At 71.0% G+C, this 24,728-nt stretch carries 20 protein-coding genes; 13 read left to right on the forward strand and 7 right to left on the reverse strand.

The features are described from left to right. The first annotated feature begins 52 nt into the window (after window positions 1–52). The 4 genes from ACFYRX_RS06280 to ACFYRX_RS06295 all read left to right on the forward strand — a co-directional run bounded on the left by ACFYRX_RS06280 (window position 53) and on the right by ACFYRX_RS06295 (window position 2,494). Window positions 53–1,066 carry an iron-containing redox enzyme family protein gene (locus tag ACFYRX_RS06280; RefSeq protein ID WP_389097138.1) on the forward strand — a complete coding sequence of 338 codons (1,014 nt, stop codon included), beginning with the start codon at window positions 53–55 and terminating at the stop codon, window positions 1,064–1,066. After that, on the forward strand, window positions 1,067–1,765 hold the full coding sequence (locus ACFYRX_RS06285) for a HemK2/MTQ2 family protein methyltransferase (protein WP_389097139.1): 699 nt from the start codon (window positions 1,067–1,069) through the stop codon (window positions 1,763–1,765). It begins immediately after the preceding gene. Then, entirely contained in the window at window positions 1,746–1,949 is a 204-nt protein-coding gene (locus ACFYRX_RS06290) for a CDGSH iron-sulfur domain-containing protein (RefSeq protein WP_389097140.1), read from the forward strand. Before ACFYRX_RS06285 ends, ACFYRX_RS06290 begins: the two co-directional genes overlap by 20 nt. Before the next feature lie 137 nt (window positions 1,950–2,086). Further along, complete coding sequence (locus ACFYRX_RS06295; protein ID WP_389097141.1) at window positions 2,087–2,494, forward strand: STAS domain-containing protein; 408 nt, start codon at window positions 2,087–2,089, stop codon at window positions 2,492–2,494. 133 nt (window positions 2,495–2,627) lie between these two features. Here ACFYRX_RS06295 and ACFYRX_RS06300 read toward each other — a convergent pair whose 3' ends face one another. Next, a complete protein-coding gene (locus tag ACFYRX_RS06300; RefSeq protein ID WP_389097142.1) occupies window positions 2,628–3,062 on the reverse strand; it encodes a protease inhibitor in 435 nt (144 codons plus the stop codon). 322 nt (window positions 3,063–3,384) lie between these two features. On the opposite strand from ACFYRX_RS06300, the gene ACFYRX_RS06305 reads away from it, so the two are divergent. The 3 genes from ACFYRX_RS06305 (at window position 3,385) to ACFYRX_RS06315 (ending at window position 6,029) form a co-directional block, all read left to right on the forward strand. Beyond that, window positions 3,385–3,948 carry a hypothetical protein gene (locus tag ACFYRX_RS06305; RefSeq protein WP_389097143.1) on the forward strand — a complete coding sequence of 188 codons (564 nt, stop codon included), beginning with the start codon at window positions 3,385–3,387 and terminating at the stop codon, window positions 3,946–3,948. A 151-nt stretch (window positions 3,949–4,099) separates the two neighbouring features. Then, window positions 4,100–4,801 (forward strand): alpha/beta fold hydrolase, encoded by a 702-nt coding sequence (locus tag ACFYRX_RS06310; protein ID WP_389097144.1) that lies wholly within the window; start codon window positions 4,100–4,102, stop codon window positions 4,799–4,801. A gap of 58 nt (window positions 4,802–4,859) precedes the next feature. Further along, window positions 4,860–6,029, forward strand: coding sequence for a lactate 2-monooxygenase (locus ACFYRX_RS06315; RefSeq protein WP_389097145.1), 1,170 nt, complete (start codon window positions 4,860–4,862; stop codon window positions 6,027–6,029). Window positions 6,030–6,063: 34 nt separating this feature from the next. Here ACFYRX_RS06315 and ACFYRX_RS06320 read toward each other — a convergent pair whose 3' ends face one another. From ACFYRX_RS06320 to ACFYRX_RS06330, 3 genes are all read right to left on the reverse strand, one after another. Continuing rightward, window positions 6,064–7,680, reverse strand: coding sequence for an RICIN domain-containing protein (locus ACFYRX_RS06320; protein ID WP_389097146.1), 1,617 nt, complete (start codon window positions 7,678–7,680; stop codon window positions 6,064–6,066). A 554-nt stretch (window positions 7,681–8,234) separates the two neighbouring features. Next, entirely contained in the window at window positions 8,235–8,612 is a 378-nt protein-coding gene (locus tag ACFYRX_RS06325) for a toxin Doc (protein ID WP_389097147.1), read from the reverse strand. A gap of 2 nt (window positions 8,613–8,614) precedes the next feature. Beyond that, window positions 8,615–8,860 carry a hypothetical protein gene (locus tag ACFYRX_RS06330; RefSeq protein ID WP_389097148.1) on the reverse strand — a complete coding sequence of 82 codons (246 nt, stop codon included), beginning with the start codon at window positions 8,858–8,860 and terminating at the stop codon, window positions 8,615–8,617. 151 nt (window positions 8,861–9,011) lie between these two features. On the opposite strand from ACFYRX_RS06330, the gene ACFYRX_RS06335 reads away from it, so the two are divergent. From ACFYRX_RS06335 to ACFYRX_RS06345, 3 genes are all read left to right on the forward strand, one after another. After that, window positions 9,012–9,734 (forward strand): 2OG-Fe(II) oxygenase, encoded by a 723-nt coding sequence (locus ACFYRX_RS06335; protein WP_389097149.1) that lies wholly within the window; start codon window positions 9,012–9,014, stop codon window positions 9,732–9,734. Between the two features lie 103 nt (window positions 9,735–9,837). Continuing rightward, window positions 9,838–10,752: an RNA polymerase sigma factor SigJ gene (gene sigJ / locus ACFYRX_RS06340; RefSeq protein ID WP_389097577.1), complete on the forward strand. Its 915-nt coding sequence runs from the start codon at window positions 9,838–9,840 to the stop codon at window positions 10,750–10,752. Beyond that, window positions 10,749–12,278 carry a cytochrome bc complex cytochrome b subunit gene (locus ACFYRX_RS06345; RefSeq protein ID WP_389097150.1) on the forward strand — a complete coding sequence of 510 codons (1,530 nt, stop codon included), beginning with the start codon at window positions 10,749–10,751 and terminating at the stop codon, window positions 12,276–12,278. Before sigJ ends, ACFYRX_RS06345 begins: the two co-directional genes overlap by 4 nt. Here the strand turns inward: ACFYRX_RS06345 and ACFYRX_RS06350 are convergent. Next, on the reverse strand, window positions 12,223–14,466 hold the full coding sequence (locus ACFYRX_RS06350; protein ID WP_389097151.1) for a glycoside hydrolase family 9 protein: 2,244 nt from the start codon (window positions 14,464–14,466) through the stop codon (window positions 12,223–12,225). The two genes, ACFYRX_RS06345 and ACFYRX_RS06350, sit on opposite strands and share 56 nt — an antisense overlap. Before the next feature lie 148 nt (window positions 14,467–14,614). Beyond that, complete coding sequence (locus ACFYRX_RS06355; protein WP_389097152.1) at window positions 14,615–17,713, reverse strand: glycoside hydrolase family 2 TIM barrel-domain containing protein; 3,099 nt, start codon at window positions 17,711–17,713, stop codon at window positions 14,615–14,617. A gap of 268 nt (window positions 17,714–17,981) precedes the next feature. On the opposite strand from ACFYRX_RS06355, the gene ACFYRX_RS06360 reads away from it, so the two are divergent. The 3 genes from ACFYRX_RS06360 to ACFYRX_RS06370 all read left to right on the forward strand — a co-directional run bounded on the left by ACFYRX_RS06360 (window position 17,982) and on the right by ACFYRX_RS06370 (window position 22,534). Next, on the forward strand, window positions 17,982–20,363 hold the full coding sequence (locus tag ACFYRX_RS06360) for a SpoIIE family protein phosphatase (RefSeq protein WP_389097153.1): 2,382 nt from the start codon (window positions 17,982–17,984) through the stop codon (window positions 20,361–20,363). 161 nt (window positions 20,364–20,524) lie between these two features. Continuing rightward, window positions 20,525–21,190 (forward strand): DUF4232 domain-containing protein, encoded by a 666-nt coding sequence (locus ACFYRX_RS06365; protein ID WP_389097154.1) that lies wholly within the window; start codon window positions 20,525–20,527, stop codon window positions 21,188–21,190. 48 nt (window positions 21,191–21,238) lie between these two features. Then, the gene (locus tag ACFYRX_RS06370) at window positions 21,239–22,534 is read left to right on the forward strand and encodes an arsenic transporter (protein ID WP_389097155.1); all 1,296 of its coding nucleotides are present in this window, start codon (window positions 21,239–21,241) and stop codon (window positions 22,532–22,534) included. 33 nt (window positions 22,535–22,567) lie between these two features. Here ACFYRX_RS06370 and ACFYRX_RS06375 read toward each other — a convergent pair whose 3' ends face one another. After that, entirely contained in the window at window positions 22,568–24,505 is a 1,938-nt protein-coding gene (locus ACFYRX_RS06375; RefSeq protein ID WP_389097156.1) for a ricin-type beta-trefoil lectin domain protein, read from the reverse strand. Window positions 24,506–24,728 lie beyond the last annotated feature (223 nt).

Here is a 24,728-nt window from a genome sequence, read left to right on the forward strand (position 1 = left end):
CCCGGGCCAGGCAGGCGGGGTGACGTGCCGTTCCCCGGGTACCCGGGGGCGCATGGATCACGATCGCCAAGGACCACTGCTGCCGTCGGCCCGGGGCCCGGTCTCCGCGGCCGTCGAGGAGTATCTGCTCGGCGCCGGGCCGCTGCCGCGCCACGAGGAGGTCGCCGCGGCGGCCGTGTACGGCGACGACTTCCAGCTCGCCCTGTACCTCTGCTACGAACTGCACTACCGCGGCTTCGCCGGTGTGTCCCCCGACCACGAGTGGGACCCCGACCTGCTGCGCACCCGGGCCGCCCTGGAGCACCGCTTCCTGTCCGCCCTGCGCGAGGACACCGCGGTGCACGACAGCGTCGAGGACGCGCTCGCCGGACTTCTCGTCGAACCGGTCGACGGCACGGGTGTCAGCCACTTCTTGAGCAAGGAGGGTGAGCTGTGGCAGGTGCGCGAGTACGCGGCCCAGCGCTCCCTCTACCACCTCAAGGAAGCCGATCCGCACGCCTGGGTGCTGCCCAGGCTGTGGGGCCGCGCCAAGGCGGCCATGGCGGCGGTGGAGTTCGACGAGTTCGGCGGCGGCCGCCCCGACCGTGTCCACGCCCTCCTCTTCGCCGACCTGATGACGGACCTGCGTCTGGACACGGCCTACGGGCACTACCTGGACGCGGCCTGTGCGGAGCTGCTCGCGACGGTGAACCTCATGTCGCTGCTGGGCCTGCACCGCAGTCTGCGCGGAGCGCTCGTGGGTCACTTCGCGGCGGTCGAGATCACCTCCTCGCCCGGCTCCCGGCGCCTGGCCGAGGCGATGCGCCGCACGGGCGCGGGACCGGCCGCCGAGCACTTCTACGACGAGCACGTCGAGGCCGACGCCGTCCATGAACAGGTCGTACGCCATGACGTCATCGGGGGCCTGCTGGAGGAGGAGCCGCACCTCGCCGCCGACGTCGCCTTCGGCATCGACGTCACCGGTCATGTCGAGGACCGGCTCGCGGAGCGTCTCCTGAGTGACTGGCGGGCCGGACGGTCGTCCCTGCGCACTTCCCTTTCTTCTGAAACCTCCCATATTTCCTGAATGCCGGGGTACTTGGCCGTAGTGAGATCACTTGTTCCGCCTCTGGTCCTTCCCGGTGTCTACACCCCGCAGGAGGACACCGCGCTCCTGGCCGGGGCCCTGTCCGAAGAGTCGCTGCCGCCTGGCGCGGACGTCCTCGACGTGGGCACCGGCACCGGCGCGCTGGCACTTCAGGCAGCGCGCCGGGGCAGCCGGGTCACCGCGGTGGACGTCTCGTGGCGGGCGGTCTGCACGGCCCGGATGAACTCCTGGCTGACCGGAACGTCCGTCCGCGTCCGGCGCGGGAACCTCTTCACTCCCGTGCGGGACCTGTCGTTCGACCTGATCCTCACCAATCCGCCCTACGTACCCGCGCCGACGCCGGGCGGCAGGCCGCCTCGGGGCAGGGCGCGGGCCTGGGACGCGGGCCATGACGGACGGTTCGTGCTGGACCGGGTCTGCCGGGAGGCCCCCGCCCTGCTGCGGCCCGGAGGGGTGCTGCTGATCGTGCACTCCGAGTTGAGCGACTCGGCGCGGACGCTCGGGCACCTGCGCGAGGCCGGCCTCAAGGCCGCCGTGACCCGCCGTCACCGGATCGCGTTCGGTCCGGTGTTGCGTACCCGGGAGGACTGGCTGCGCGGACGCGGCCTGCTGTCCGCCACTCCCGCCGCCGACGAGAAGGAAGAGCTGGTGGTCGTCCGTGCCGAACTCCCCCTCTGACCGACCGTGTCGCATCCGGGTCCAGCACCGGGGTCCGCTCCTCGTGGAGGGCCCGGTGGAAGTGGAGTTGGAGGACGGCAGCACGGTCACCTCCGACCGTTTCCGGGTGGCCCTGTGCACCTGTCGGCGCAGTCGTCGCTATCCCTGGTGCGACACCAGCCACCGGGACCGCACGCGCCTATAGACAAAAAGTCAACGCTATTGACTCAAATTCACTAGGTCGAGTGAACCAGATCTTGCGGACATCGCTGGATGGATGTTCCGGGCCTCTCCGGGGTAGCTACCGAGATCCAACGCGTCCCTCGCCGAGGTGGAGCGGCCATGACGCCGGAGTTCGACGACTGCGGTTGCGGAACGCCCGCGGCGAACCCGTATGCCCGGACCCGGGCCGACGGCGGGTTGACGGTGGTGGAGGCCGCCGGCGAGATAGACCTCGCGACGGCGGGCTTCCTCGCGGAGCATCTGGACGCGGCGACCGCGACCGCGACGCCGGACGTCCTGGTGGACCTGCGGCAGGTCGAGTTCTTCGATTGCTCGGGCCTGCGGGTGCTGTGCCGCGCCGACACCCGGGCCCGGACGCGCGGCGGCCGACTGCGCGTCCTCACGGACGGACCGCGTCTGCACCGACTGCTGCGCGCCTCGGGACTGTGGGGCCGCTTTCCGCCGCTTCTCGAGATGCCGGAGCCCTCGGAGCTCCAGGAACCCCGGGAGTTCCCCGAAGCGGAATGACCCGGGGGTCCGGCGGACGGCCCCACTCCGTCCGCCGGCCCTCGGTGCGGGATCGCGGGGACCCGTGAGAGGGGCGGCGCTCCCCAGCCGCGAGCCCCTCGGACAGTCACGGGGACCACGCGATCCCGGTCCCTCAGAACGTGAAGACGCTCAGCCCGTAGGAGCTCTTCACGCACTCGTTGGCGAAAGTGCGCTCATAGGAGACGCGCTTGCCCCGCCAGACACCGTCGACGGTGACCACCACGGGGGCGTACTCCTTGGTGCACTGCGTGTCGGTTCTGTCCGTCAGGGCGTCCAGGTCGCCTCCGGCGGCGCGCAGTTCGGCGCAGGCCCGGGCCGCCGCCGGGTGGGTTCCCGACGACGTCGGGGCACAGGTCAGGGTCACGGCACGTTCCGGGGTGACGGTGGCTGCGCTGTCGCCGTGGCCGAGGGTGAGCACGAGCGCCGAGGGGGCGTAGAGGCCCATCGGGGCGACGGCCGGTTCGGCGAGAGCGGCCCCAGTCAGGGGTCCGCAGACGGCGGCGGCCGTGAGGCCGAGGGTCGCTGCCCAGCGCGCGGTGTTCCGCATTGTGTGCATCCTTCCGCTGGATTCGAGGGTGTGCCCTCCGGCTCGGTCGGTGCCGGAGCGGCGAGCGCGAGTCTGCCGAGTCCTGGCCAGAACTTCACATCGACCCCCCAGGTTTCAGTAACCTTGCGTGTTGAATCAGTGGCGTGAAGTCACATCATCAGAACAACCCGGCCCCGCAACTGTGCGGTTCTTGATCGCCCGATCCGGCCGGATGGCCTGATCACCCCGCCTCGGCAATAGGCCTGAAACATTCCGCTTCAGCCGTCAGCGCACCCCGCCTCGATCCCTTGCATTCACCCGTGAGCCGAGTAATCGTCATTACATGATTACCAACGAACAGCGAGACAAGCTGCGCGGCTGGTTCGCCGGCCGGTTGCCCGACGATCTCTTCGACGCCCTGGCCGAGGTGGTCGTCGACCGCGAGGAGATCACCGTCATCGGCCGCGTCCCCGCGCCCCGGCTCGCCGAGGACGTCTCGGCCGCCGAACGGGAGGCAGCCGTACAGAGCCGGATCCAGGAGTTCCGGGAACGCACCCGGGACGAGCGCATCGCGGTCGCTCGGGAGGCCGAGCACAAGTTCCGCCGGAAGGTGTCCTGGGGTGTGGAGTGCGGCGGCGAGCGCGTCCTGTTCACGCACGTGGCCGCGCCCGTCATGACCCGGCTGCGCCAGCCCGAGCGCCAGGTCCTGGACACCCTGATCGCCGGCGGGGTCGCCCGCAGCCGCAGTGACGCCCTCGCGTGGTGTGTCCGGCTGGTCCAGCGCCACACCGACGACTGGCTCGTCGAACTGCGGGAGTCCCTGGAGCACGTCCAGCGGGTGCGGGCCCAGGGACCGGACGCGGAGGAGGCGGCCGAATCCTCCGCCGGGGACCCGGAAGACGGGTGAGGCGTCCGCCTGCCGGAACGCCGCCCCGGGTAGACCGTCGGCGGATTCCAGCAGCCCGGCATCCGTGCCCGCCGCGCGCCTCTCGGCGGGCACGGACCATCCTTCCTCGCCGGGCCAGGGCGATGTCAGTGCCCTCGACTACCTTGCGGGCATGACCAACTTCGTACTGGTGGCGGGCGCGAGGCTCGGAGCATCGGCGTGGGACGAGGTCGCGGCCGAGCTGCGCGCGGCCGGGCACCGACCCCACCCCCTGACGCTGTCGGGCCTCGCGGAGAAGCGGGACGTCCCGGCAGGACAGCAGACACACGTTCAGGACATCGTCGCCGAGGTCGAGCGGCTGGACCTGCGGGAGGTGGTGCTGGTCGGGCACAGCTACGCGGGCGTACCCGTGGGACAGGCGGCCGAGCGGATCGGCGGCCGGCTCGCGCGGGTGGTGTTCGTGGACTCCGACGTGCCCGTCGACGGGCAGTCGTTCCTGTCGGGGTGGCCGAGCGATCATGTGCGCAAGGAGATCGAGGAGAACGACGGCTTCTGGCCGCTGGTGGGCACCGACTACTACGCCGACCAGGGGCTGACGGACGAGCAGATATCCCGGCTCCTCGACGATGCGACCCCGCACCCGGGTGCGACGCTCACCGAACCGGCCGTCCTCACTCGTCCCCTCGGCGACCTCCCGGCCACCTACATCAAGTGCCTCCTCGACGGCGACGAACCGACGCCCGTCGTGGCCGAGTTGCTGAAGAGCGAACGCTGGAACCTCGTCGAGATGGACACCGGGCACTGGCCGATGTACTCGCAGCCACGCGAACTGGCCCGGGTCCTCGCCGAGTCCGGGACGGCCACCCCCTCCTGACCTGCGCCCGCCCACGGATATCGTCGACGCACTCGACGACGAGAGGCGGCTGGGACGGATGGCCAAGCACTGGGCGGACTTCCAGTACGAGATCTACCTGAACGGCATGTCCGGCGCGGTGCCCCGGCTCCCCACCGACCTGACCCGGCTGGAGGAGCTCACCGAACAGCGGCTCGGTCCCGGCCCGGTGGGCTATGTGGCGGGCAGCGCGGGCGACGGCAGTACGGCACGGGCGAACCGGGCGGCTCTCGAGCGGCGCCGGATCGTCCCGCGCATGCTGCGGGACGTGCACGAACGCGACCTGTCGGTCGAGGTGTTGGGACGCTCCCTGCCCGCCCCACTGGCCCTGGCGCCGGTCGGCGTCCTGTCGATCATGCACCCGGACGCGGAGCCGGCCGCCGCCCGGGCAGCCGCGGCGCAGGGCGTGCCGTACATCCTCTCGTCGGCGTCCAGCACGCCCATGGAGCAGGTCGCCGAGGCGATGGGCGACGCCGAGCGCTGGTTCCAGCTGTACTGGCCGAAGGACCCCGAGGTGGCCCTGAGCTTCCTGACCCGGGCGAAGGCGGCCGGGTTCACGGCCCTGGTCGTCACCCTGGACACCCCGCTGCTGTCCTGGCGGCCGCGCGATCTCGACCAGGCGTATCTGCCGTTCCTGCACGGTGTGGGCACCGCCAACTACTTCTCCGACCCGGCCTTTCAGGCGGGTCTGGCCAAGCCGGTGCACGAGGATCCGAACGCGGCCGTACTGCACTTCGTCGGGATGTTCGCGGACCCCGGCAAGACCTGGCCCGACCTGGCGTTCCTGCGGGAGCACTGGGACGGGCCGATCGTCCTCAAGGGTGTTCTGCACCCGGACGACGCCCGGCTGGCCGCCGACGCGGGGATGGACGGCGTCGTGGTGTCCAACCACGGCGGACGGCAGGTGGCCGGGTCCGTCGCCGCGGCGGACGCGTTGCCGCGGGTGGTGGAGGCGGTCGGTGACCGGCTCACCGTGCTCTTCGACAGCGGGATCCGCACCGGCGACGACGTCTTCAAGGCCCTCGCGCTCGGCGCCCGCGCGGTCCTTCTCGGACGGCCCTACGTCTACGGCCTCGGCCTCGACGGACAGCCGGGCGTCGAGCACGTGATCCGGTGCCTGCTCGCCGAGTTGGACCTCACGCTGGCGCTGTCGGGACACGCGACACCGACGACGGTCGGCCCCGCCGATCTCGTGGAGGGCCCCGCCTGAAGGGAGGCCTCCGTGAGGGAGGCCTCCCTGGTTCCTAGATCCGGTCCGTCAGCTCGGCGGGCCGCGCCTGCGGTGCCTCGCTGCCGGTGACCGACAGCGAGCCGGGGCTGGCGTCGGTGGCCGGGTCGGTCAGCCAGCGCTGCTGGTCCGAGTGGTCACGAACCTTGACGACGATGTCGGCACCGGGGTCCTCGGTGGTGGCTGCGAGGGCGAGCTGCTCGTCCCAGCGGGGCAGCAACTCCCCCTGCACGGTGAGGTCGTAGCGCACGTCGTCGGCCCGCTTCGTCTTCGTCCCGGCGCACTTGCCGAGGATGACCACGCCCGCGTCCACGTGCGAGTCCAGGCACAGCTCGGGATTTGCCTCGCTGCGCAGCAGGCCGTCGGTCTCGTACGACCACTGCTGGGTCACATCGGTGGAGCAGGCGGCCAGTTCGGTGGCGGCGCCCTCCTTGACCGTGCCCCGGATGTCGAGGCAGAGGCCGGCGGCGGCGTTGCGCAGCCGGGTCACCGCCGGTGCGGTGGGGAGCTGGGCGGTGCCCGGGGTCCCGGTCCCGGCGCCCGGGGCCACGACGCCGTCGGTGGCGCTGGTGGAGGCGGCCGGGTCGGCCCCGTCGTCGTGCGACCACATGCCGGCGGCGAGCATGGCGGCCAGGAGTCCCGCGGAGGTGAGGCCCACGCCGGTGAGCAGCGTCCGTGAGGACCGCGGACCGTCACCCGTGCCGGGGTCGCGGCGGCCCGGGGTGGGGATGCGCTCGAGGATGCGGCGGCGGGCCGCGCCGTGCCGGCCGCTGCTCCGGCCGCGTCCCGTGTCCTGGGGCGTACGCCCGGCGCGCAGTTCGAGATAGCGGCGGGCACCCCAGCCGAGCACCGCCTCGGCGAGCAGTATGCCCAGGCCGCCCTCGAAATGGCTCAGTTGTTCCGCGGCGGAACGGCAGTAGGGGCACTCCGAGAGATGCTGCTGGACATCCGGCAGCAGGGCTCCGCCGCGACGAATCGGAACGTCCAGAAGCCGGTTGTAGAAGCGGCAATCCTTGGTCGGTGCGAGTTCCCGATGGGCATGTACACATCCTTCTCGGAGTTTTTCACGCGCCTGTTCGAGCGCCGCCGACGCGGTGTCGGTATCCATGCCGAGGAGTGCCGCGGGCACGGCAATCGAGTCCGCCTCCACCTCGGTGTGCCACAGCAGACAGCGGGAGAGCCCGGGAAGGGACTGGAATGACCGCTCGGCGAGCTTGCGGTTTTCCGGCGTCATGGACTTGGCGGCCCGCATACCCCGGCCGCCGTTCGGTTTCACCAGATCCGGCAGAACATCGGTTATCCGGTCCTCTGCCGTCCACTCCTTGACCGTGTCCCGCACGGCCACAAGGGTTCTCGGGCGCAGCGCGAGGGCCGGTTCGCCGAGCGCGAGCCGGTCCAGTACCTGGTGGAACGCCGCCGAGGCCACCATGGAGGCGGTCTCGGACGGGGAGGCGAGACAGATGACCGCGTATTCGTGGGCCGGTTTCCAGTGGCGCGCCATGAGCAGCGCGGTGGACTGGGCCGCCTCGCCGTCGGGACGGCCTCTGAGCCGGGCTGCGAGGTCCTCGTCCGATTCTCCGGACGCGCCGCCCGGCGGCGGGTAAGGCGGGAGCGGTGGGTGGGGGGTTGGCACTGAGCGGATTCCTTCCCACGGGCATGGGACTCACAGAAGTTCTCGTTGCCGAAAAGAAAGCGACGAAGGGCGCGTCCCTTTCGAGCGGGCGTGGGAAGCACGAATTCGCCGACGCCTCTCCGTCCCGGTTCCCCACGGGACGAATGCAGCCCGGCCCCTGCCCCCCACACAGGTGGTTCACCCTTGCACAAGTCACTCGTGACCAACAAGGCACCTGGGCAACATGAGAGGCATGTGAAAGTTGGCCGGCCGCCCTCGCAACTGTGTCTGCTCGCACCGGCTTTCGACATTCCATGCGCCCCGTGTGAAACCCGCGCACGCGCCGGAGCGCCTCGCACGCTCCCCCCGACCGGCGACCGGTAGTCCACTGGAACCGGCCCTTCTCGAAGGCCCCGCACGGGACGGCGGCTCTCCCGCGCGAAACCCCGGCCGCCGACCCTGTTCCTCCCGCCCTCGGTCGGCGGCCCTGGGGGCGGGACGGTCGGCGTCCGGCCGGGGCGCCCTGATCAGCCGCTGAACCGGCTCCAGAACCGGCTCCGAACCGGCCGACGGGCTCAGATCTGCCAGGAACGCAGTCGATCGGCCGCGCCGTACACATCGATCTTGCCGGAGATCAGGTCGCGGGCGAGGTCGACCAGAGCGCCGTAGGGCGGATCGATGCCGACGCCACTGACGAACATGTAGGCCACCGCGGTGGCGCAGGCGAATCGGGCGTTGGCCGCCGGTAAGGGCTTGAGCAGGGCGAGGGTGTGCAGAAGGGCGGCGGCACGCCAGGCCGGGTCGGAGTCCACGCCGAGGCGGGGCGGGTCGACGCGGTGCCGGGCGACAGCGGCGACGAGGGCCGAGAAATCGTTGATCGTGGGTTGCTCGGGCATGACCTCTTCGTGCCGCTGGAGCAGCCAGGGCACGTCGATGTGGACGACGGAAGCCATGGTCAGCCGACCCGCCCCGCACCCTTGGCCGCGGATTCGTCCTCGGGGAAGGCGGCCGCGAACTCGTCGGCATGGGCGGCGAAGAACCGCCGGAACGCCTCCGCGCCTTCCTGCAGGGCCCGGTGCCGGGCGATGTCGGCAGCGGCGGCCTCCCGCACCAGGGCCTTCATCGACGTACCCCGCTCCTTGGCGATCTGCCGGAGGTCCTCTAGCTCGCGATCGCTGAACTCCACGTTGAGAGCTGGCATGTCATCACGGTACCGCGCGGGTACTCAACCGTAAATACTCCCAGGTCAAACCAAGGTTCCTGCGGTACCACGAGCTCGGGAACGCGCTGTCCGATTCCCGCCGGACGGACGGCGGCCGGGGTCACAGACTCGAAGGCGAGGAGGAAACGACATGACCGTCACCCCCGACCTGGCCGCCGCCCGGGTCGCAGAGACCGACTGGGCCGCACTCGCCGCCGAACTCGACGTACACGGCTGTGCGCCGACGGCCCCGCTGCTGACGCCCGCCGAATGCCGGGACCTGATCGCGCTGTACGAGAAGCCGGAACTGTTCCGGACCACCGTGGACATGGGGCGCCACCGCTTCGGGTCCGGCGAGTACCGCTACTTCACCCACGACCTGCCCGCCCCGGTGGCGGCCCTGCGCTCCGCGCTCCACCCCCGTCTGCTGCCCATCGCCCGCGACTGGGCGGCCCGCCTCGGCCGCCCTGCACCCTGGCCGGACTCCCTGCGGGAGTGGCTCGAGCGCTGCCACGCGGCCGGCCAGGACCGCTCCGCACAGATCCTCCTGCGCTACACGGAGGGCGACTGGAACGCCCTGCACCGGGACGTGTTCGGCGACCTGGTCTTCCCGCTCCAGGTGGTCGTCGGCCTCGACGAGTACGGCACCGACTACACGGGCGGTGAGTTCCTCATGGTCGAGCAGCGCCCCCGCGCCCAGTCGCGGGGCTCGGCGACCGTCCTCCCCCAGGGCCACGGCGTGGTCTTCACGACCCGTGACCGGCCGGTGCGCACGAAGCGCGGCTGGTCGGCGGGGGCCATGCGGCACGGGGTGAGCGTCGTCCGCTCGGGGAGCCGGCACGCGTTGGGGATCGTGTTCCACGACGCCTCCTGAATGAGGCGTGGGTCACACTCCGGCCGCTCGATGTCACATTCGGGGCCCCTGCGGGCCTCGCAGTAGTGAGCGCGCCACTGGGAGGCCCCGCGAGATGTCCGAGATATCCGAGATCCCCGTTCCCGACGCCGAAGACGCGACCGGTGTCTTCGTCGAGCACCGAGAGCTGCTGTTCGGCGTCGTCTACAACATGCTGGGCGGCATCGCCGACACCGAGGACGTGCTCCAGGACACCTGGCTGTCCTGGTCGCGCCGGGGCACCGGCGGGATCGACAACCCGCGTGCCTATCTGGTCCGGATCGCCGTCAACCACGCGCTCCAGCGGCGGGCCGTGGTCAACCGTCGCCGCGAGACGTATGTCGGCCCGTGGCTGCCCGAGCCGCTGGTCACCGACGAGGCCCCCGGCGCCGACGGCCCGGCGCTGCGAACCGAGTCCGTGTCGCTGGCGATGCTGGTGGTCCTGGAGTCCCTGTCCCCGCTGGAACGCGCGGTGTTCGTGCTGCACGAGGTCTTCGGGTACGCCCACACCGAGGTCGCGGAGATCATCGACCGCGCCCCGGCCGCGGTACGGCAGTTGGCGCACCGGGCGCGGGCCCATGTGCACGCCCGTCGGCCGTTGTACGAGGCGCATCCCCGGGTGCGCCGGGAGGCGACCGAGCGGTTCGTGCGGGCCGCGGTCGGCGGGGACATCGCGGAGCTGATGGAGATCCTCGCGCCGGACGTGACGGTGTGGACGGACGGCGGCGGTATGCGCAAGCAGGCCCTGCGTCCGGTGCACGGCAGGGAGAAGGCGGCCCGGCTGCTCACCGGCTATGCGAAGCGGGGCGGAGCGCAGCACCTGGACCTGGAACTGCGCTACCGGCGGGTCAACGGCGACGACGCGGCCGTGCTGTTCGAGCAGGGCTCGCCGTACGCGGTGATCGTCCTGGACCTCACGCGAGAGGGCGACCGGGTCTCGGGCCTCTTCATCGTCACCAACCCCGACAAGCTGACACACGTCCAGAAGGAGGAGGCGTGACCGTCACGGAACGCCGGGCCGAACCGGCGAGGGGTGAGCGGCTGTCCGGCTGGCTCGACGGACGGCTCGGCACCCGCACGCTCGGCGCGAAGTACCTGCGCAAGGTCTTCCCGGACCACTGGTCCTTCCTGCTGGGCGAGATCTGCCTGTACAGCTTCGTGGTGCTGATCCTGACCGGCGTGTGGCTGACGCTGTTCTTCCACCCCTCGATGAACGAGGTGACGTACCACGGCAGTTACACACCCCTGAACGGCGTGCGCATGTCGGAGGCGTACGCCTCGACGCTGGACATCAGCTTCGACGTGCGCGGCGGGCTGCTGATCCGGCAGCTCCACCACTGGTCGGCGCTGATCTTCGTGGCCGCGATGCTCACGCACATGATGCGGCACTTCTTCACGGGCTCGTTCCGCAAGCCGCGTGAGGTCAACTGGCTCTTCGGCTGGCTGCTGCTGTTCCTGGGCCTGTTCGAGGGTCTCTTCGGCTACTCCCTGCCGGACGACCTGCTGTCGGGCACGGGCCTCAGGTTCGTCTACGGCGCCACCCTGTCGGTGCCGATCGTCGGGACGTACCTGTCGATGTTCCTGTTCGGCGGCGAGTTCCCCGGCCATGACATCGTGGCCCGCTTCTACTCGCTGCACATCCTGGTGATCCCGGGCATCATGGCGGCCCTCGTGGTGGCCCATCTGATCCTGGTCGTCTATCACAAGCACACCCAGTTCGCGGGCCCGGGGAAGACCGAACGCAACGTGGTCGGGACGCCGTTCTTCCCGGTGTACCTGGCGAAGGCGGGCGGCTTCTTCTTCCTGGTGTTCGGGGCGCTCACGCTCATCGCGGCCGTGGCGTCCATCAACCCGGTCTGGTCGTACGGTCCTTACCGCGCCGACCAGGTCTCCACTGGCGCCCAGCCGGACTGGTACCTGGGGTTCGCGGAGGGCCTGGTGCGGGTGATGCCGGGCTGGGAGGTGACCGTGTGGGGACACACGCTCATCCTCGGAGTGCTGATCCCGGTCGTGATCTTCCCGCTGCTGCTGGTCTTCATCGGCGTCTACCCGTTCCTGGAGGCCCGGTTCACCAAGGACAGGCGGGAACACCACCTGCTGGACCGCCCGCGCAACCGTCCGGTCCGTACCGCGATCGGCGCCTCCTGGATCAGCCTGTACCTGATCCTGCTCGCGGGCGGCGGCAACGACATCGTGGCTACCCGTCTCCACCTGTCGATCAACACGGTCACCTGGGCCGTGCGGATCGGGATGTTCGTCGTCCCGTGGGTTGTTTTCGTCGCCACCCGGCGCATCTGCCTCGGCCTCCAACTCCGGGACCGGGAGCTGGTGTTGCACGGCCGGGAGACCGGTGTGATCAAGCGGCTGCCGCACGGTGAGTACGTCGAGGTGCACCAGCCGCTCGATCAGGCCCGGCTCCACACGCTCACCGCACACGAACGGCCCGGTGAGCTGGTGGAGCATCCGAAGGTCAGCCTTGATCCGCCACGAAGGACGCCATCCGGGTCAGGGCCGAGTTCCAGTTGATGGTGTGCTCGTTGGTCGACCAGGACTGGATGTCGTCGATGTAGCAGAACTGGCCGACACAGCCCTGGAGCTTGCTCTGTGCGTAGGGGTCCTGGATGGAGGAGTTCGGTCCGCCGGCCAGCGTCCCCTTCGGCGGGTTCGGCATGCTCGGGTCGAGCTGGTGGGCGTACCAACGGGCGTGCTGGTTGTGGGAGTTGACCTCGCCGTAGCCGGTGACGTACGAGATGTTCAGGGCGTTGCGGCCGAAGATGTAGTCGATGCCCTGGAGAGCGCCGTCACGGTACTTCGAGCCGCCCGTGATGTCGTAGGCGGTGGCGATGACGATCCCGTTGTGCAGGATCTGGTGGTTGGATCCCCAGTCGTAGAGGTTGCCGTCCGGGGCGTACGGCATGCCGTAGGGGTGGGCGTTCAGCGTGGCCAGATAGCGGTCGGCGCCCTTGACGACGGACTGCCGGACCTTGTCGCGGCCGGGCAGCTTGCTCGGCACGGTCGCCAGGTCCAGACGGGCCGCCGCCGCGGTCCGGGCCCAGTCGTAGCCGACGGGGGTGAAGATGTCGGCGGTGTGGACGGGCGAGGCGAGCACGTGGTCCTGGAACGCCTTCTCCCCCGTGGTGAGGTACAGCTCGGCCGCCGCCCAGTAGAACTCGTCGCTGACGTTGTTGTCGGCGTAGGTGCCGCCGCCGACGCCGTCGCTCTCCGAGGCGTACAGGTCGGGGTGGGCGAGTGCCGCGGTCCACGCCTTACGGGCGGCCGCCAGTGCTTTCGCCGCGAACGCCTTGTCGTACGGCTTGTACAGCCGGGCGGCCTGCGCGGCCGTCGCGGCGAGGTTCAGTGTCGCCGCGGTGGACGCCGGGTGCAGTTCACGCTTCTGGGGGTCCTCGCTCGGCAGCAGGGGCAGGCCCGTCCACTGCTCGTCGTGGATCTTGTGGTGGGCCATCCCGGCCAGCGGCTGCCCGTCCGGCACCTGCATCTTCAGCAGGAACTCCAGCTCCCAGCGAGCCTCGTCCAGGATGTCCGGCACCTTGTTGCCGCTCTCGGGGATGGCGAGGGTGCCGTCGCCCAGCTTCCCGGGCTCCCCGGTGCGGGCCAGCAGCTCGCGTTCGTACGTGCTCAGCACCTCCCAGGTGGAGATGCCGCCGTTCACGACGTACTTGCCGTGGTCGCCGGCGTCGTACCAGCCCCCGGTGACGTCGAGGGTGTAGTCGCACACGCCCGGCTGGCAGGGCACGTTCTTGTCGCCCTGGTTGGGGGCCGCGTTGACGTGCCCGGCGGGGCGGCCGTAGCCCGGGCGCAGGTCGTCGCGGATCGCGATGCCGCTGCGCTGCGTGTAGTAGTACTTCGCCGCGTCGAGGCGGAGCTGCTCGTAGGCGCTCGTGCCGATGTCGAAGGACCGGCTGGTCTGGCCGTCCGCGACCAGGGTGAGGCCCGCGCCGCGTTTCTTGTAGGCGCCGAAGTCGATGGAGTGGACGTTCTGTCCGGAGGAGACGTCGATGCCGCGCGGCACGGTCCAGCCGTGGGCGACTGTGGCACCGGAATCGCTCTTCAGCTGCCAGGGCAGCTTCGTCGTGGCGTCGGTGACCAGGGTGGCGTTCTTCGGCCCGGCGGGCAGATAGGCGACCTGGTTGACCCGCACACGCGGTCCGGTGTCGGGCTCGTACACCTCCGGCGGGACCCCGCCCAGCAGGGACACGTCGTCCATGCAGAAGCGGAACGGGTCGGCGCTGCCGCCGAGTTGGAAGCCGACCTGGCCCTGGGCGGTGTCGACGGGCGAGGTGAAGGTGTAGGAGTAGGAGTTCCCCGAGACGCTCAGCTGCGGGCTCACCTCGAAGTAGGTGTCGTAGGGCGCCACTTGCAGCCCCACGATCGCCCGCAGCACATGTCCCTCCGGCGAACCGTTCGCGGTGAAGGAGAACTTGTACGACTCCCCCTTCACGAGGGTGACGTCGTTCTGACCGACGGCGGCGTCCCAGCGGTTGGCGGTACCGCCCGGCACGTTCGCGCAGAGCTGTCCGTCGGACAGGTCCGCGGTGACGTTGCTGGTCGTCCACCAGGGCTCGGTCGCGGTGTCGAAGGTGCCGTTCTTGAGCTGTTCGACCTCGTCGGCGGCGGCCGGGGACGCGGGCGAGGCCACAAGTGCCGTTCCCAGCAAGGCCATCAGGCACAACAAGGTGGTTCTGCGTCGTTTCACGTCTGGGCTCCTCCAGTGAGGGGCGGGGGACGCTCGTGATGGGAGCGCTCCCAGATGCGGACGCAGGCCATGCTTGTTGCAGTGATGACACCCCGTCAACGGTCCGGACGGGACGGAATCCCGGCCGGACCGTTCTCCGGGCCGGATCTCACACGGCCGGTATCTCCAACTTGCTGATGCGCACAGCGCCCTTGGGCCCGCCCGGTGAGGCGCTGGTCATGGTCAGCCGGAGGCGGGAGCCCCGGACCGCGGGGAAGGTGATCACCGTCGGTTCGTCGGAGGTGGTGGCCCAGGCGACCGAGGCACCCTCGACCGGCACATACCGCTTGCCGTCCCACACCTCGGCCGCGACGGAGGCGGGCAGGCTGTGGGTCGCGCTCAGAGTGAAGGAGATCTCCGCCCGGTCGAGGGTCCTGGTGCGTCCGAGGTCCACGGAGACCCAGTCCGCGGGCCTCGCGCCGCTGAAGGCGGGCAGCAGGGCGGTGGCGGCCTTGCTGAAGGCGTTGGACCAGCCGGTGGCCGGGTCGCCGTCGAGCATCGCGGCGGGAAGGGTGTCCGGCCGGCCGGAGTAACCCGCGTCCGCGTGAAGGGGGTTCGAGGGTGCCGGAGGGTCGGGAGTGAAGGTGGCCGGTTCGGTCACGGCGGCCGACCGGGACGGGGTGGTGCGCACCTTCACGGTGCCCGTCCGAAGGCCCTCCGCGCGCGCCGTGACCCTCAGGACGACCGGCTCGGTTCCGGAGCGCACGATCGCGAGGGCCTTGCCGTGGAAGGCGGTCCTGGTGCTCGCCTGGTAGCGCTCGGCGCTCTCCTGACGGCCGTTGTCGAGCCCGGCGAGGGAACCGCCCGTGACCTCGAAGGAGATCAGGTCCCCGGCGTCCGGCACCAGCACGCCCCGGGAGTCGACGACGTCCGCGGTGACGAAGACCAGCGAACGGCCGTCGGCGGCGAGCGATGTGCGGTCGGCGGTGAGCCGTACGGCGTGGGCGGCGCCGGCGGTGCGCAGCACGTCGGTGGCGACGACCTTGCCGTTCCTGCGGGCCACGGCCTTCAACTCGCCCGGCGCGTACGGCACTTGCCAGGTCAGATGAAGCTTGCCCGCGCTGCCGTTCGGGCTGGTGTAACTGCCCGGGTAGGGGCCGTCGGTGAACGTCTTGTCGTCGCCGGTCGCCTCCGTGGTCTCCAGGTACTCCCGGCCGTCGGTGGTCTTCTTGGTGTCGAAGGTCCGGGTACCGAGGGACTTTCCGTTGAGGAACAGCTCGACGGTGGGGACGTTGGCGTACGCCCACACCTCGACCGTGTCGCCGTTCTCGTGGTTCCAGGTCATCGGCACCAGGTGGACCATCGGCTCACCGGTCCACTGGCTGCGGAAGAGGTGGTACATGTCCTTGGGGAAGCCGGCGGTGTCGACCGCGCCGAAGAAGGACGCCTTCACGGGGAAGACGTCGTAGGGCGTGGGCTCTCCGATGTAGTCGATGCCGGACCACAGGAACTGCCCGGCGAACCACTTCCGGTCCCGGTCCTTCTTGTGTCCGTACTCGCCGCTCATGGTCCAGGAGGCGAGGTTGTTGTCGTAGGACGAGGTCTCACGTCTGCCGGGGGTGTGGTTCTCGCCGGTGTTGAGGTGCTCGGGCTCCTGGTAGGCGCCGCGCGTCGAGGTCTCCGAGGAGGACTCGGACTCGAAGAGGAACAGGTGCGGGTAGGCGGCGTGCAGTTGGTCCACCGACTTGGCGGTGTTGTAGTTCAGCCCCAGACCGTCCAGCTTGGCCAGCATCAGGTCGGCCGCCGAGCCCTTGGCGGGCAGGCGGCGGTACTTGTCGGAGCCGATGATCAGCGGGCGCGTGTCGTCGACGGCCCTGATCGCGGCGATGATCCGGTCGGCCATGGCGAGCCCGGCGGTGGACGTCGAGTCGGGGATCTCGTTGCCGATCGACCACAGCAGCACCGCGGGCGAGTTGCGGGCCGCGAGGACCATCTCGGTGGCGTCCCGCTCGCACCACTCGTCGAAGAACCTGCCGTAGTCGTAGCGGGTCTTGGGGCTCTTCCAGCAGTCGAAGGCCTCCACCAGCATCACGATGCCCAGTTCCTCGCAGACCTGGATCATCTCCGGGGAGGGCGGGTTGTGGGAGGTGCGGAAGGCGTTGACACCCATCGACTTCATGAGGGTCATCTGTCTGCGGATCGCGTCGATGCTGACGGCCGCGCCGAGGGCGCCCAGGTCGTGGTGGAGGTCGACGCCCCTGAGCTTGTGGTGGGTGCCGTTGAGGTGGAAGCCCTCGTCCGGGTCGAAGCGGAAGGTGCGGAAGCCGAAGGCGGTGCGGCAGGTGTCGACGGTCCTGCCGCCGACGCGGAGTTCGCTGCGCACGCTGTAGCGGTGGTCCGGTGTCCCGAGGTCCCACACCTTCGGTTCAGGGACGGTGAGTTCGTGGGTCTCGGAGGCCTTTTCAGTGACGGCGACCGTGGAGGAGGCGCGGGCGACCGTGCGACCGCGGGGATCGACGATCCGCGTGCGGACCTCGACGTCGGTGCCGGCGCCGGACGCGTTGACCACGGATGTCGTCACCCGGACGAGGCCCCGCTCCGCGGTGATCTCCGGCGTGGTGACGCGGGTGCCCCAGCGCTCCACGTGGACCGGTTCGGTGACGACCAGCCGGGCCTCCCGGTAGATGCCGCTGCCCGAGTACCAGCGGCTGCTGGGGAGCCGGTTCTGCACCTTCACCGCGATCACGTTCTCGGTGGTGCCGTCGGTGTGCAGCAGGCCGGTGAGGCCGAGGGCGAAGCCGGTGTAGCCGTAGGGGTGGCGGCCCGCCTCGGTGCCGTTGCAGTAGACGTACGAGTCCATGTAGACGCCGTCGAACTCCACCGAGATCCTTTTGCCGGTGAAGGCCGGTGGCAGGGTGAAGGCGAGGCGGTACCAGCCCAGGCCGCCGGGGAAGAACCCGGTGCCGCTGGTGGTGCCGTTCTCGGTGGTCGGGGCCAGCTCGATGCTCCAGTCGTGCGGCACCGCGATCTCGCGCCACCGCGAGTCGTCGTATCCGGGGGCCGCGGCGTCCGCGTACTCCCCCGTGGGGTCGGTGATCCCGCCCGGGTCGACCAGCGCGAAGCGCCAGCCGTCGCGCAGCGCGACCGTGCGACGGCCGGACGCGCTCCCGGCGGACTCGGCGGCCTGAGCCACCGGCGTGGCCAGAAGCACCCCCGCGGCCGGGGAGGCCGTGGAGGCGAGCAAAACCGATCTGCGAGTGACCGACATGGCGGCTCTCCCTCATCAGGGCCCAGAAGTACTCACAACTGATCGCGAACAGACACAATCTGACGGTGGGCCACTCGCGGCCGTCAAGGGTGCGGCGAGCTGCTTCTGCCTCACGCGCCACCTCGGCCGGATTTCCCTCTTGACGGCGGTCCGGCGTCGGGTCCGGCGTACGCAGGGGTTCGCCGTCCGTGTGCGGGCGCGACGCACTAGGCTTGGCACCCAAGTGGCGTGATTGTTCACTGAGAGTGCGCGCAATGGAGTGGCGACGATGACCCTCGTGTACCCGTTCGACGACGCCGCGACGGCGCGTGCCGTCGTCGGCGAGGACGGCACGCTGGTCGCGTGGAACGCCGGCGCGCAGCGGCTGCTGGGCTGGTCGCCCGCCGAAGTCGTGGGCAGACCCGTGGCGAACCTCCTGGTCAACGGAGGCGAAGTGGCGCCCGACGGGCCCGTGGGCGCCCGCTGGGACGGTGACCTCACGCTCTGCCACCGGGACGGCACCGCCGTGTCGGTGTGGCTGCTCGCCCACCATCAGCACTCCTCGGACGGCGGCCCGGGGCACTGGCTCGTGGTCACCCCCCTCGACCCCGGCGGCCCCCTCTCCCCCGACGACCCGTTGAGCACGGCCGTACTGACCCAGTCGCCGTGCGCCGTCGCCGTGTACGACGACCAGCTGCGGTTGCGCCGGGTCAACGACGCCATGGCCGACGTGATCGGGCTGCCCGAGAAGCGCATCCAGGGCCTCAGACTGTCCGAGATCGGCGGCAAGCAGCAGAGCGACGAGCTGGAGGAGCACCTGCTGCACGTGCTCAGCACCGGCCGGGCGAAGGACGTGCAGACGTACATGCGGACCGGCGGCGAGGCGAGCGCACACGCCTGGCTGGCCCGGATGGCGCCGATCACCGATCCCGCAGGGCAGGTGCGGGGGGTCTGCCTGGCCGCCCACGACTTCACCGACAACTTCCTGGCCCGTGAACGACTCCAACTGGTCAACGAGGCGAGCGTGCGTATCGGCAGCACCCTCGACGTCACCCGGACGGCTCAGGAGCTGGCGGACGTCTGCAGTCCGGCGCTCGCCGATTTCGTCAGCGTCGACCTGCTCGACCCGCAGGAGCACGGTGAGGCCCCGGCAGCCCTGACCGTGCCGGTCGAGCTGCGCCGCGCCGCGCACCAGTCGGTGGATCCCGGCAACCCGATGGCTGTGGTGAAGCCGGGACACTCGGAGCTGTATCCCGCCACCTCACCGCAGGCCGACTCCCTGACGGCGGGCCGCACCATCGTCGCCACAGTGGCCTCCGGGCGCCTGGACCAGTGGCTCAACTGGAACAGGACCCGCGGCGAGCGGGTCAAGGAGTTCGGCGTCCACTCCACGATGTCCGTGCCGATCCAGGCCCGCGGCCAGACCCTCGGGGTCGCGGTCCTCACCCGGTACCGGCGCCCCGACCCCTTCACCGCGGACGACGTGCTGCTGGCGGAGGAGATCACCGCACGGGCCGCGGTCTGTATCGACAACGCCCGCCGGTTCTCCCGCGAGCGCGAGACGGCCCTCGCCCTCCAGCGCAGCCTGCTGCCCCGCTCCCTGCCGCGCACGGCCGCCGTGGAGGCCGCCTCCCGGTATCTTCCGGCGGCGCGGGCGGGGGTGGGCGGCGACTGGTTCGACGTGATCCCGCTGTCCGGGATGCGGGTCGCGATGGTCGTCGGGGACGTCGTCGGGCACGGCATCCAGGCCTCGGCGACGATGGGCAGGCTGCGTACCGCCGTCCGCACCCTCGCCGACATCGACCTGGCCCCGGACGAACTGCTCACCCACCTCGACGACCTCGTCGTACGGCTGTCCGTGGAGGCCGGCAGCGAGGGCAGCCCGGGTGAGGTCGGTGCCACCTGTCTCTACGCCGTCTACGACCCGGTGTCCCGGCGCTGCACGCTGGCGCGAGCCGGGCATCCGGCGCCCGTGATGCTGACGCCGGGCGGAGTGCCCCGCGAGGTGGACCTGCCCGCCGGGCCGCCGCTGGGCCTGGGCGGGCTGCCGTTCGAGTCCGCCGAGCTGAGCCTGCCCGAGGGCACCGTGCTGTCCCTGTTCACGGACGGGCTGATCGAGTCCCGGGAGCGGGACGCCGACGCCAGTCGCGGGTTGCTGTGCGACGCCCTGGCCGTCCCCTCCGACACCCTGGAGGAGAGCTGCGACCGGGTGCTGCACGCGCTGCTCCCGCCGGGCGGCTCCTCCGACGACGTGGCCCTGCTGCTGGCCCGCACCCTGGGCCTGCCCGCCTCCCAGGTGGCGACCTGGGACATCCCGGCCGACCCGGCGCTGGTCGCGCCCGTCCGCAAGCAGGTGGTGCAGCAACTGGGCCGCTGGGACCTGAGCGAGGCGTCGTTCACGGCCGAGCTGGTGGTGAGCGAGCTGGTGACGAACGCGATCCGGTACGGCGCCCACCCCATCCGGCTGCGGCTCATCCATGACGCGACCACCCTGATCTGCGAGGTCTCCGACACCAGCCACACCGCCCCGCACCTTCGACGCGCCAAGACCTGGGACGAGGGCGGCCGGGGTCTCCTGCTCGTCGCACAGCTCACCCAGCGCTGGGGCAGCCGGCACACGGCCGACGGCAAGACGATCTGGGCGGAGATCGGGCTCCTCGACGACGAGTGAGCCGTCCCGCGGAGCACCGGGGTCGCACCCGCGGTCCGGCATCGTCCGCGAACTCGTCCCCGGTTGCGCGAACCTTTCCGGACCGCGCCGCATCGGATCCTTGTGACGGGGCACAAGGCGCCGTACGCGCGCGTGCGTGAAATCTCCGGGAGTGTGGAGACATGACGAACAGGTCCCTGGGTGTCCGGCGGGCGGCCCTGCTCGCGAGTGCGGTCGCGGTGCTCGGCCTGCTGGCGGGCTGTGGCAGCGGTGACGGCACGGCGAGCGCCCCGCGCACGGAGTCCGGCACGGCCGCTCCGTCCGGCTCCGTCACGGCAGGTGGTGACAGCACCGGCGCGCCGAGCGGTGTCCCGACCGACGCGGTGAGCAACTCCCTCACCCCGTCCGCATCGCGGTCACCGGTCTCCGGCACCCGCTGCCACACCTTTGAACTCAGCGCCTCCGTCGGCCGCAACAACCCGGGCGCCGGACAGGAGAACTTCCCGGTCGTGCTGACGAACAGGTCGAGCCGTACCTGCACGCTCCACGGCTATCCGGGCACCGCCTTCGTCGACGCCTCCGGCAAGCAGCTGGGCCCGGACCCCGAGCGCTCCTCGGCCGGTCCGGAGACGGTCACCCTGGCGCCGGGCCGGAGCGCCTGGGCCGGGCTGTCCTTCGCGAACCCTGAAGTCAGCGGGGCGGGCACCGCCACCCCTGCCGCCCTCCTGGTGACCCCGCCGGACGAGGAGGACCCGTTGAAGGTGACCTGGAGGGCCGGAGAGGTCCCCGTGTCCGGCACCGAGGCGTCGGTGCGGCTGATCCCCTTCAGCCCCGGCACCGGGGCTTGATCGGCCCGGATCGGGGTATTGGCGGGTTTCTTACCCCCGCCTGGTTTCATGACCGGGCACTGTCTGCTCGCGCCCGAAGGATCCGCCCTGAACACCCCGCTCGCCGAAACCCTGTCCGTCGCGCTGCTCGTCGCCGTACTCGCGTGGGCGGTCATGCGCCCCTTCGGTTGGCCGGAGGCGGTGCTCGCCGTCCCGGCCGCCGGACTGACGGTCGCGACCGGGGCGATCTCCCCGGAGCACGCGTGGGCGGAGGTCCAGCAGCTGGGGCCGGTGGTCGGGTTCCTGGCCGCCGTACTGGTACTCGCCCACTTCTGTGACGTCGAAGGGCTGTTCCAGGCCTGCGGGGCCTGGCTGGCCCGGCGTTCGGCGGGGTCCCCGACCCGGCTGCTGACCGGCGTGTTCCTGCTGGCGTCGGCGATCACGGCGGTGCTCAGCCTGGACGCCACCGTGGTGCTGCTGACGCCGGTGGTACTGGCCACCGCCTCCCGGATGGGCGCCCGCGCCAAGCCGCACGTCTACGCGTGCGCCCATCTGTCGAACACGGCCTCGCTGCTGCTGCCGGTGTCCAACCTCACGAACCTGCTGGCCCTGGAGGCGAGCGGACTGAGCTTCACCCGGTTCGCGGTGCTCATGGCGCTGCCCTGGGTGGCCGCGATCGCCGTCGAGTACGCGGTCTTCCGGCGCTTCTTCGAGCCCGACCTGGCCGTCGTCGACCACTCCCCCGAGTCGGCCGACGAACCCGCGCTGCCGCTGTTCGCCCTGATCACCGTCGGCTGCACGCTGGCCGGTTTCGTGGTGGCCTCGGCTTTCGGCGTAGACCCCGCCTGGGTCGCGTGCGCGGGGGCGCTGGTGCTGGCGGGCCGCGCCCTGGTCCGGAAGAAGGCCACCCCGGTCTCGGTGGTACGGGCGTCAGCACCGGCCTTCCTGGCGTTCGTGCTCGCCCTCGGCATCGTGGTGCGCGCGGTCGTCGACAACGGGCTGGCCGACGCCCTGCGCCATGCGCTGCCCGACGGGACGGGGTTCCTCGCCCTGCTGGGGATCGCCGCGCTGGCCGCCGTGCTGGCGAACCTGATCAACAATCTGCCCGCGGTCCTGGTGCTGCTGCCGCTGACCGCCTCGGCCGGCCCCGGCGCGGTCCTCGCCGTGCTGCTCGGAGTGAACATCGGCCCGAACCTGACCTACGCCGGGTCCCTTGCCACGCTGCTGTGGCGGCGCATCCTGCACCGGCACGACCACGAGGTCGGACTCGGGGAGTTCAGCCGGCTCGGTCTGCTGACCGTGCCGGCCTCGCTCGCCGCCGCCGTGGTGGCACTGTGGGGCTCGCTCCAGCTCGTCGGGGTCTGAGAGCGGGGCCGGCCCCGGAGCCGGGGAGCGGCGTCAGCGCGCGGGGCCGCCGTACGGACCGCCGTAGCCGTAGCCGTAACCACCGCCGTAGCCGTACGGGTATCCGTAGCCGCCGCCATAGCCGCCGCCGTAGCCGCCGGGCTGGCCGCCCGAGTTGCAGTAGTACGGGTTGGGGTAGCAGTTGCCGCTCGTGGGGGCGCTGCTCGTCGGGGTCGGCGTGGCCGCCGGGGTGGACGGCGTGGCGGACGCCTTCGGGGTGGCCGTGGGGGTCTTCGCCGGCGCGGGGGCGGACTTCGGCGTGGGCGTGGTACTGCTCTCCGCGTCCCAGTTGACCGCCTGCATCTGGACGTCGGTCTTCGAGGTGTCGAACACCCAGCGCTGGGCGGAGCTGTCGTCGCGGTTCTTCAGGACGAGCGCGCCGGACCCGTCGGTGGCGGCGGGCGTCAGGGCGAGGTCCTGGTCCCAGCGCGGCACGAGGGTGCCCTGGAGGGTGAAGTCGTAGCGGATGCTCTTGGCGCCCGGGTCGGCGGCACCCGTGCAGGGCGCGAGCCGCACCGAGAAGCCGAGGTGGGAATCCAGGCACAGGTCGGGGTCGGTGGCGCTGCGCAGCAGTCCGTCCGTCTCGTACGTCCACTGCTGGCCCTCGGCCGCGGAGCACTCCGCGAGCGCGATCTCGGCGCCCTGGGCGATCGTCTTGCCTGCGACACCGACGCACAGACCGGAGTCGACGTTGTGCAGACGTCCGCTCAGGTCGCCCTTGCGCGCCTCGCTCGCCCCGGCCCAGGAGGGGTCGCTGGACGAGGAGGCCGCCTCGGAGCCAGGCGCCTCGGAGGATCCGGCCTCGGCCGAGCTCTTGCCGTCCGACGGTGCGAGCGCGGACCACATGACCAGCGGCAGGACGATGAGCCCGCTCACCGTCAGGACGGCGGCGGTGAGGTTGCGCCGGGAGGTGCGCCGGGCGGCCTTGTGCGCCGAGCGGCGGGAGGCGGAACGGGCACGGGAGCGGGGCCCGGGGACCGCTGGGCCGGAAGCGACGGTTCCCTGGGGCGGGCCGGCGGGCCGCAGCGGAACGCCGAAGGCCTCTCCCACGAACGGCCTTGCCATGGCGTGTGCTTCGGCGTCGTCCGGCGCTCCCGTGTCGTCGACGCTCAGCCGTGATTCCACGTAGGCGGCGGCGCCCCAGCCGAGCACGGCTTCGGCGAGGGCCAGGCCGAGCCGGCCGTTGAACTGGTGCAGCTGGTCCGCGGTGTGCATGCAGTGCCTGCACCGCTCCAGGTGCTCGCGCAGATCGGGGTCGAGGTCGACACCGCCGCGCCGGTAGGTCACGTCGAGCAGCCGCAGGTAGTGCCGGCACTCCTGCTCGGGGGCGAGTTCACGGTGGACCTGGAGGCATTCCTCGCGAAGTCGCTCGCGGGCCCGGCGGAGTTCCACGCCGGCGTCCTCCTCGTCCAGGCCCAGGAGAGCGGCGGGGACGGCGAGCGGTTCGGCCTCGACCTCGGTGTGCCACAGCAGGCAGCGGGCCGACTGCTGCAGCCGCTGGAAGGCACCGGACAGCAGACGCCGCTCCGTGGGCGGCAGCAGGCGGGCTGCGGCACGTTCGCCGCCCGCCTCGGTTCTCAGCGCCGGGTGGAGCATCTCCCGTCTGCCGTCCGAGTCCCACTCCGCGGCGATCCGGCGGACGGTGACAAGCAGGTGGGGCCGCCACGCGGCGGTCGGTCCGGTCTGACGCAGGGACTCGCCGAAAAGACGGGTGAAGGCGGCGGTGGTCAGCATGCCGGCGGGGCGGGGGCCGTCGGTGCACAGCCGGGCGTACGCGAAGGCGGCTTCCCAGTGGCGGTCGAGGAGTTCGCCGACAGGCTGCAGCGCGGGTGTCGTTCCGCTCCACTTCTTGAGCTCGGCGCTCAGCTGCTCGTCCGTGACGTCGTACGCGCGAACCGGAGACGGAGAATTCGACAGGCCTGCGTCATTCACGGCGGAATTTCCTCCCGAGGGCACGCTGCATTGCTTTAAGTCCATACCAATGGGTACGTCCGCCTGTGGCAGCTCTTTTGAAGCGTGTGGGGCGTCCGGAGGGGTCGAGAGCACACGGGGGGAAAATGCTCATTGTCCGTGCGCCGACAAGGCACACCTTTACACAGGTCAGGGACGCCTAACAAGTGATCCAACCTTTTTCTGCATTGCGTTCATCGCGCAC

Origin of the sequence: Streptomyces sp. NPDC005374, assembly GCF_042872225.1 — a bacterium.
Classification (GTDB): Bacteria; Actinomycetota; Actinomycetes; order Streptomycetales; family Streptomycetaceae; genus Streptomyces.

Excerpts from the sequence above, each read along its gene's own strand:
- ACFYRX_RS06355 (WP_389097152.1), bottom strand. The coding sequence starts at position 17,713 with ATGTCGGTCACTCGCAGATCGGTTTTGCTCGCCTCCACGGCCTCCCCG.
- ACFYRX_RS06335 (WP_389097149.1), top strand. The coding sequence starts at position 9,012 with ATGACCGTCACCCCCGACCTGGCCGCCGCCCGGGTCGCAGAGACCGAC.
- ACFYRX_RS06300 (WP_389097142.1), bottom strand. The coding sequence starts at position 3,062 with ATGCGGAACACCGCGCGCTGGGCAGCGACCCTCGGCCTCACGGCCGCC.
- ACFYRX_RS06365 (WP_389097154.1), top strand. The coding sequence starts at position 20,525 with ATGACGAACAGGTCCCTGGGTGTCCGGCGGGCGGCCCTGCTCGCGAGT.
- ACFYRX_RS06280 (WP_389097138.1), top strand. The coding sequence starts at position 53 with ATGGATCACGATCGCCAAGGACCACTGCTGCCGTCGGCCCGGGGCCCG.
- ACFYRX_RS06370 (WP_389097155.1), top strand. The coding sequence starts at position 21,239 with ATGACCGGGCACTGTCTGCTCGCGCCCGAAGGATCCGCCCTGAACACC.
- ACFYRX_RS06310 (WP_389097144.1), top strand. The coding sequence starts at position 4,100 with ATGACCAACTTCGTACTGGTGGCGGGCGCGAGGCTCGGAGCATCGGCG.
- ACFYRX_RS06360 (WP_389097153.1), top strand. The coding sequence starts at position 17,982 with ATGACCCTCGTGTACCCGTTCGACGACGCCGCGACGGCGCGTGCCGTC.
- ACFYRX_RS06330 (WP_389097148.1), bottom strand. The coding sequence starts at position 8,860 with ATGCCAGCTCTCAACGTGGAGTTCAGCGATCGCGAGCTAGAGGACCTC.
- ACFYRX_RS06325 (WP_389097147.1), bottom strand. The coding sequence starts at position 8,612 with ATGGCTTCCGTCGTCCACATCGACGTGCCCTGGCTGCTCCAGCGGCAC.
- ACFYRX_RS06285 (WP_389097139.1), top strand. The coding sequence starts at position 1,067 with ATGCCGGGGTACTTGGCCGTAGTGAGATCACTTGTTCCGCCTCTGGTC.
- ACFYRX_RS06295 (WP_389097141.1), top strand. The coding sequence starts at position 2,087 with ATGACGCCGGAGTTCGACGACTGCGGTTGCGGAACGCCCGCGGCGAAC.
- ACFYRX_RS06315 (WP_389097145.1), top strand. The coding sequence starts at position 4,860 with ATGGCCAAGCACTGGGCGGACTTCCAGTACGAGATCTACCTGAACGGC.
- ACFYRX_RS06305 (WP_389097143.1), top strand. The coding sequence starts at position 3,385 with ATGATTACCAACGAACAGCGAGACAAGCTGCGCGGCTGGTTCGCCGGC.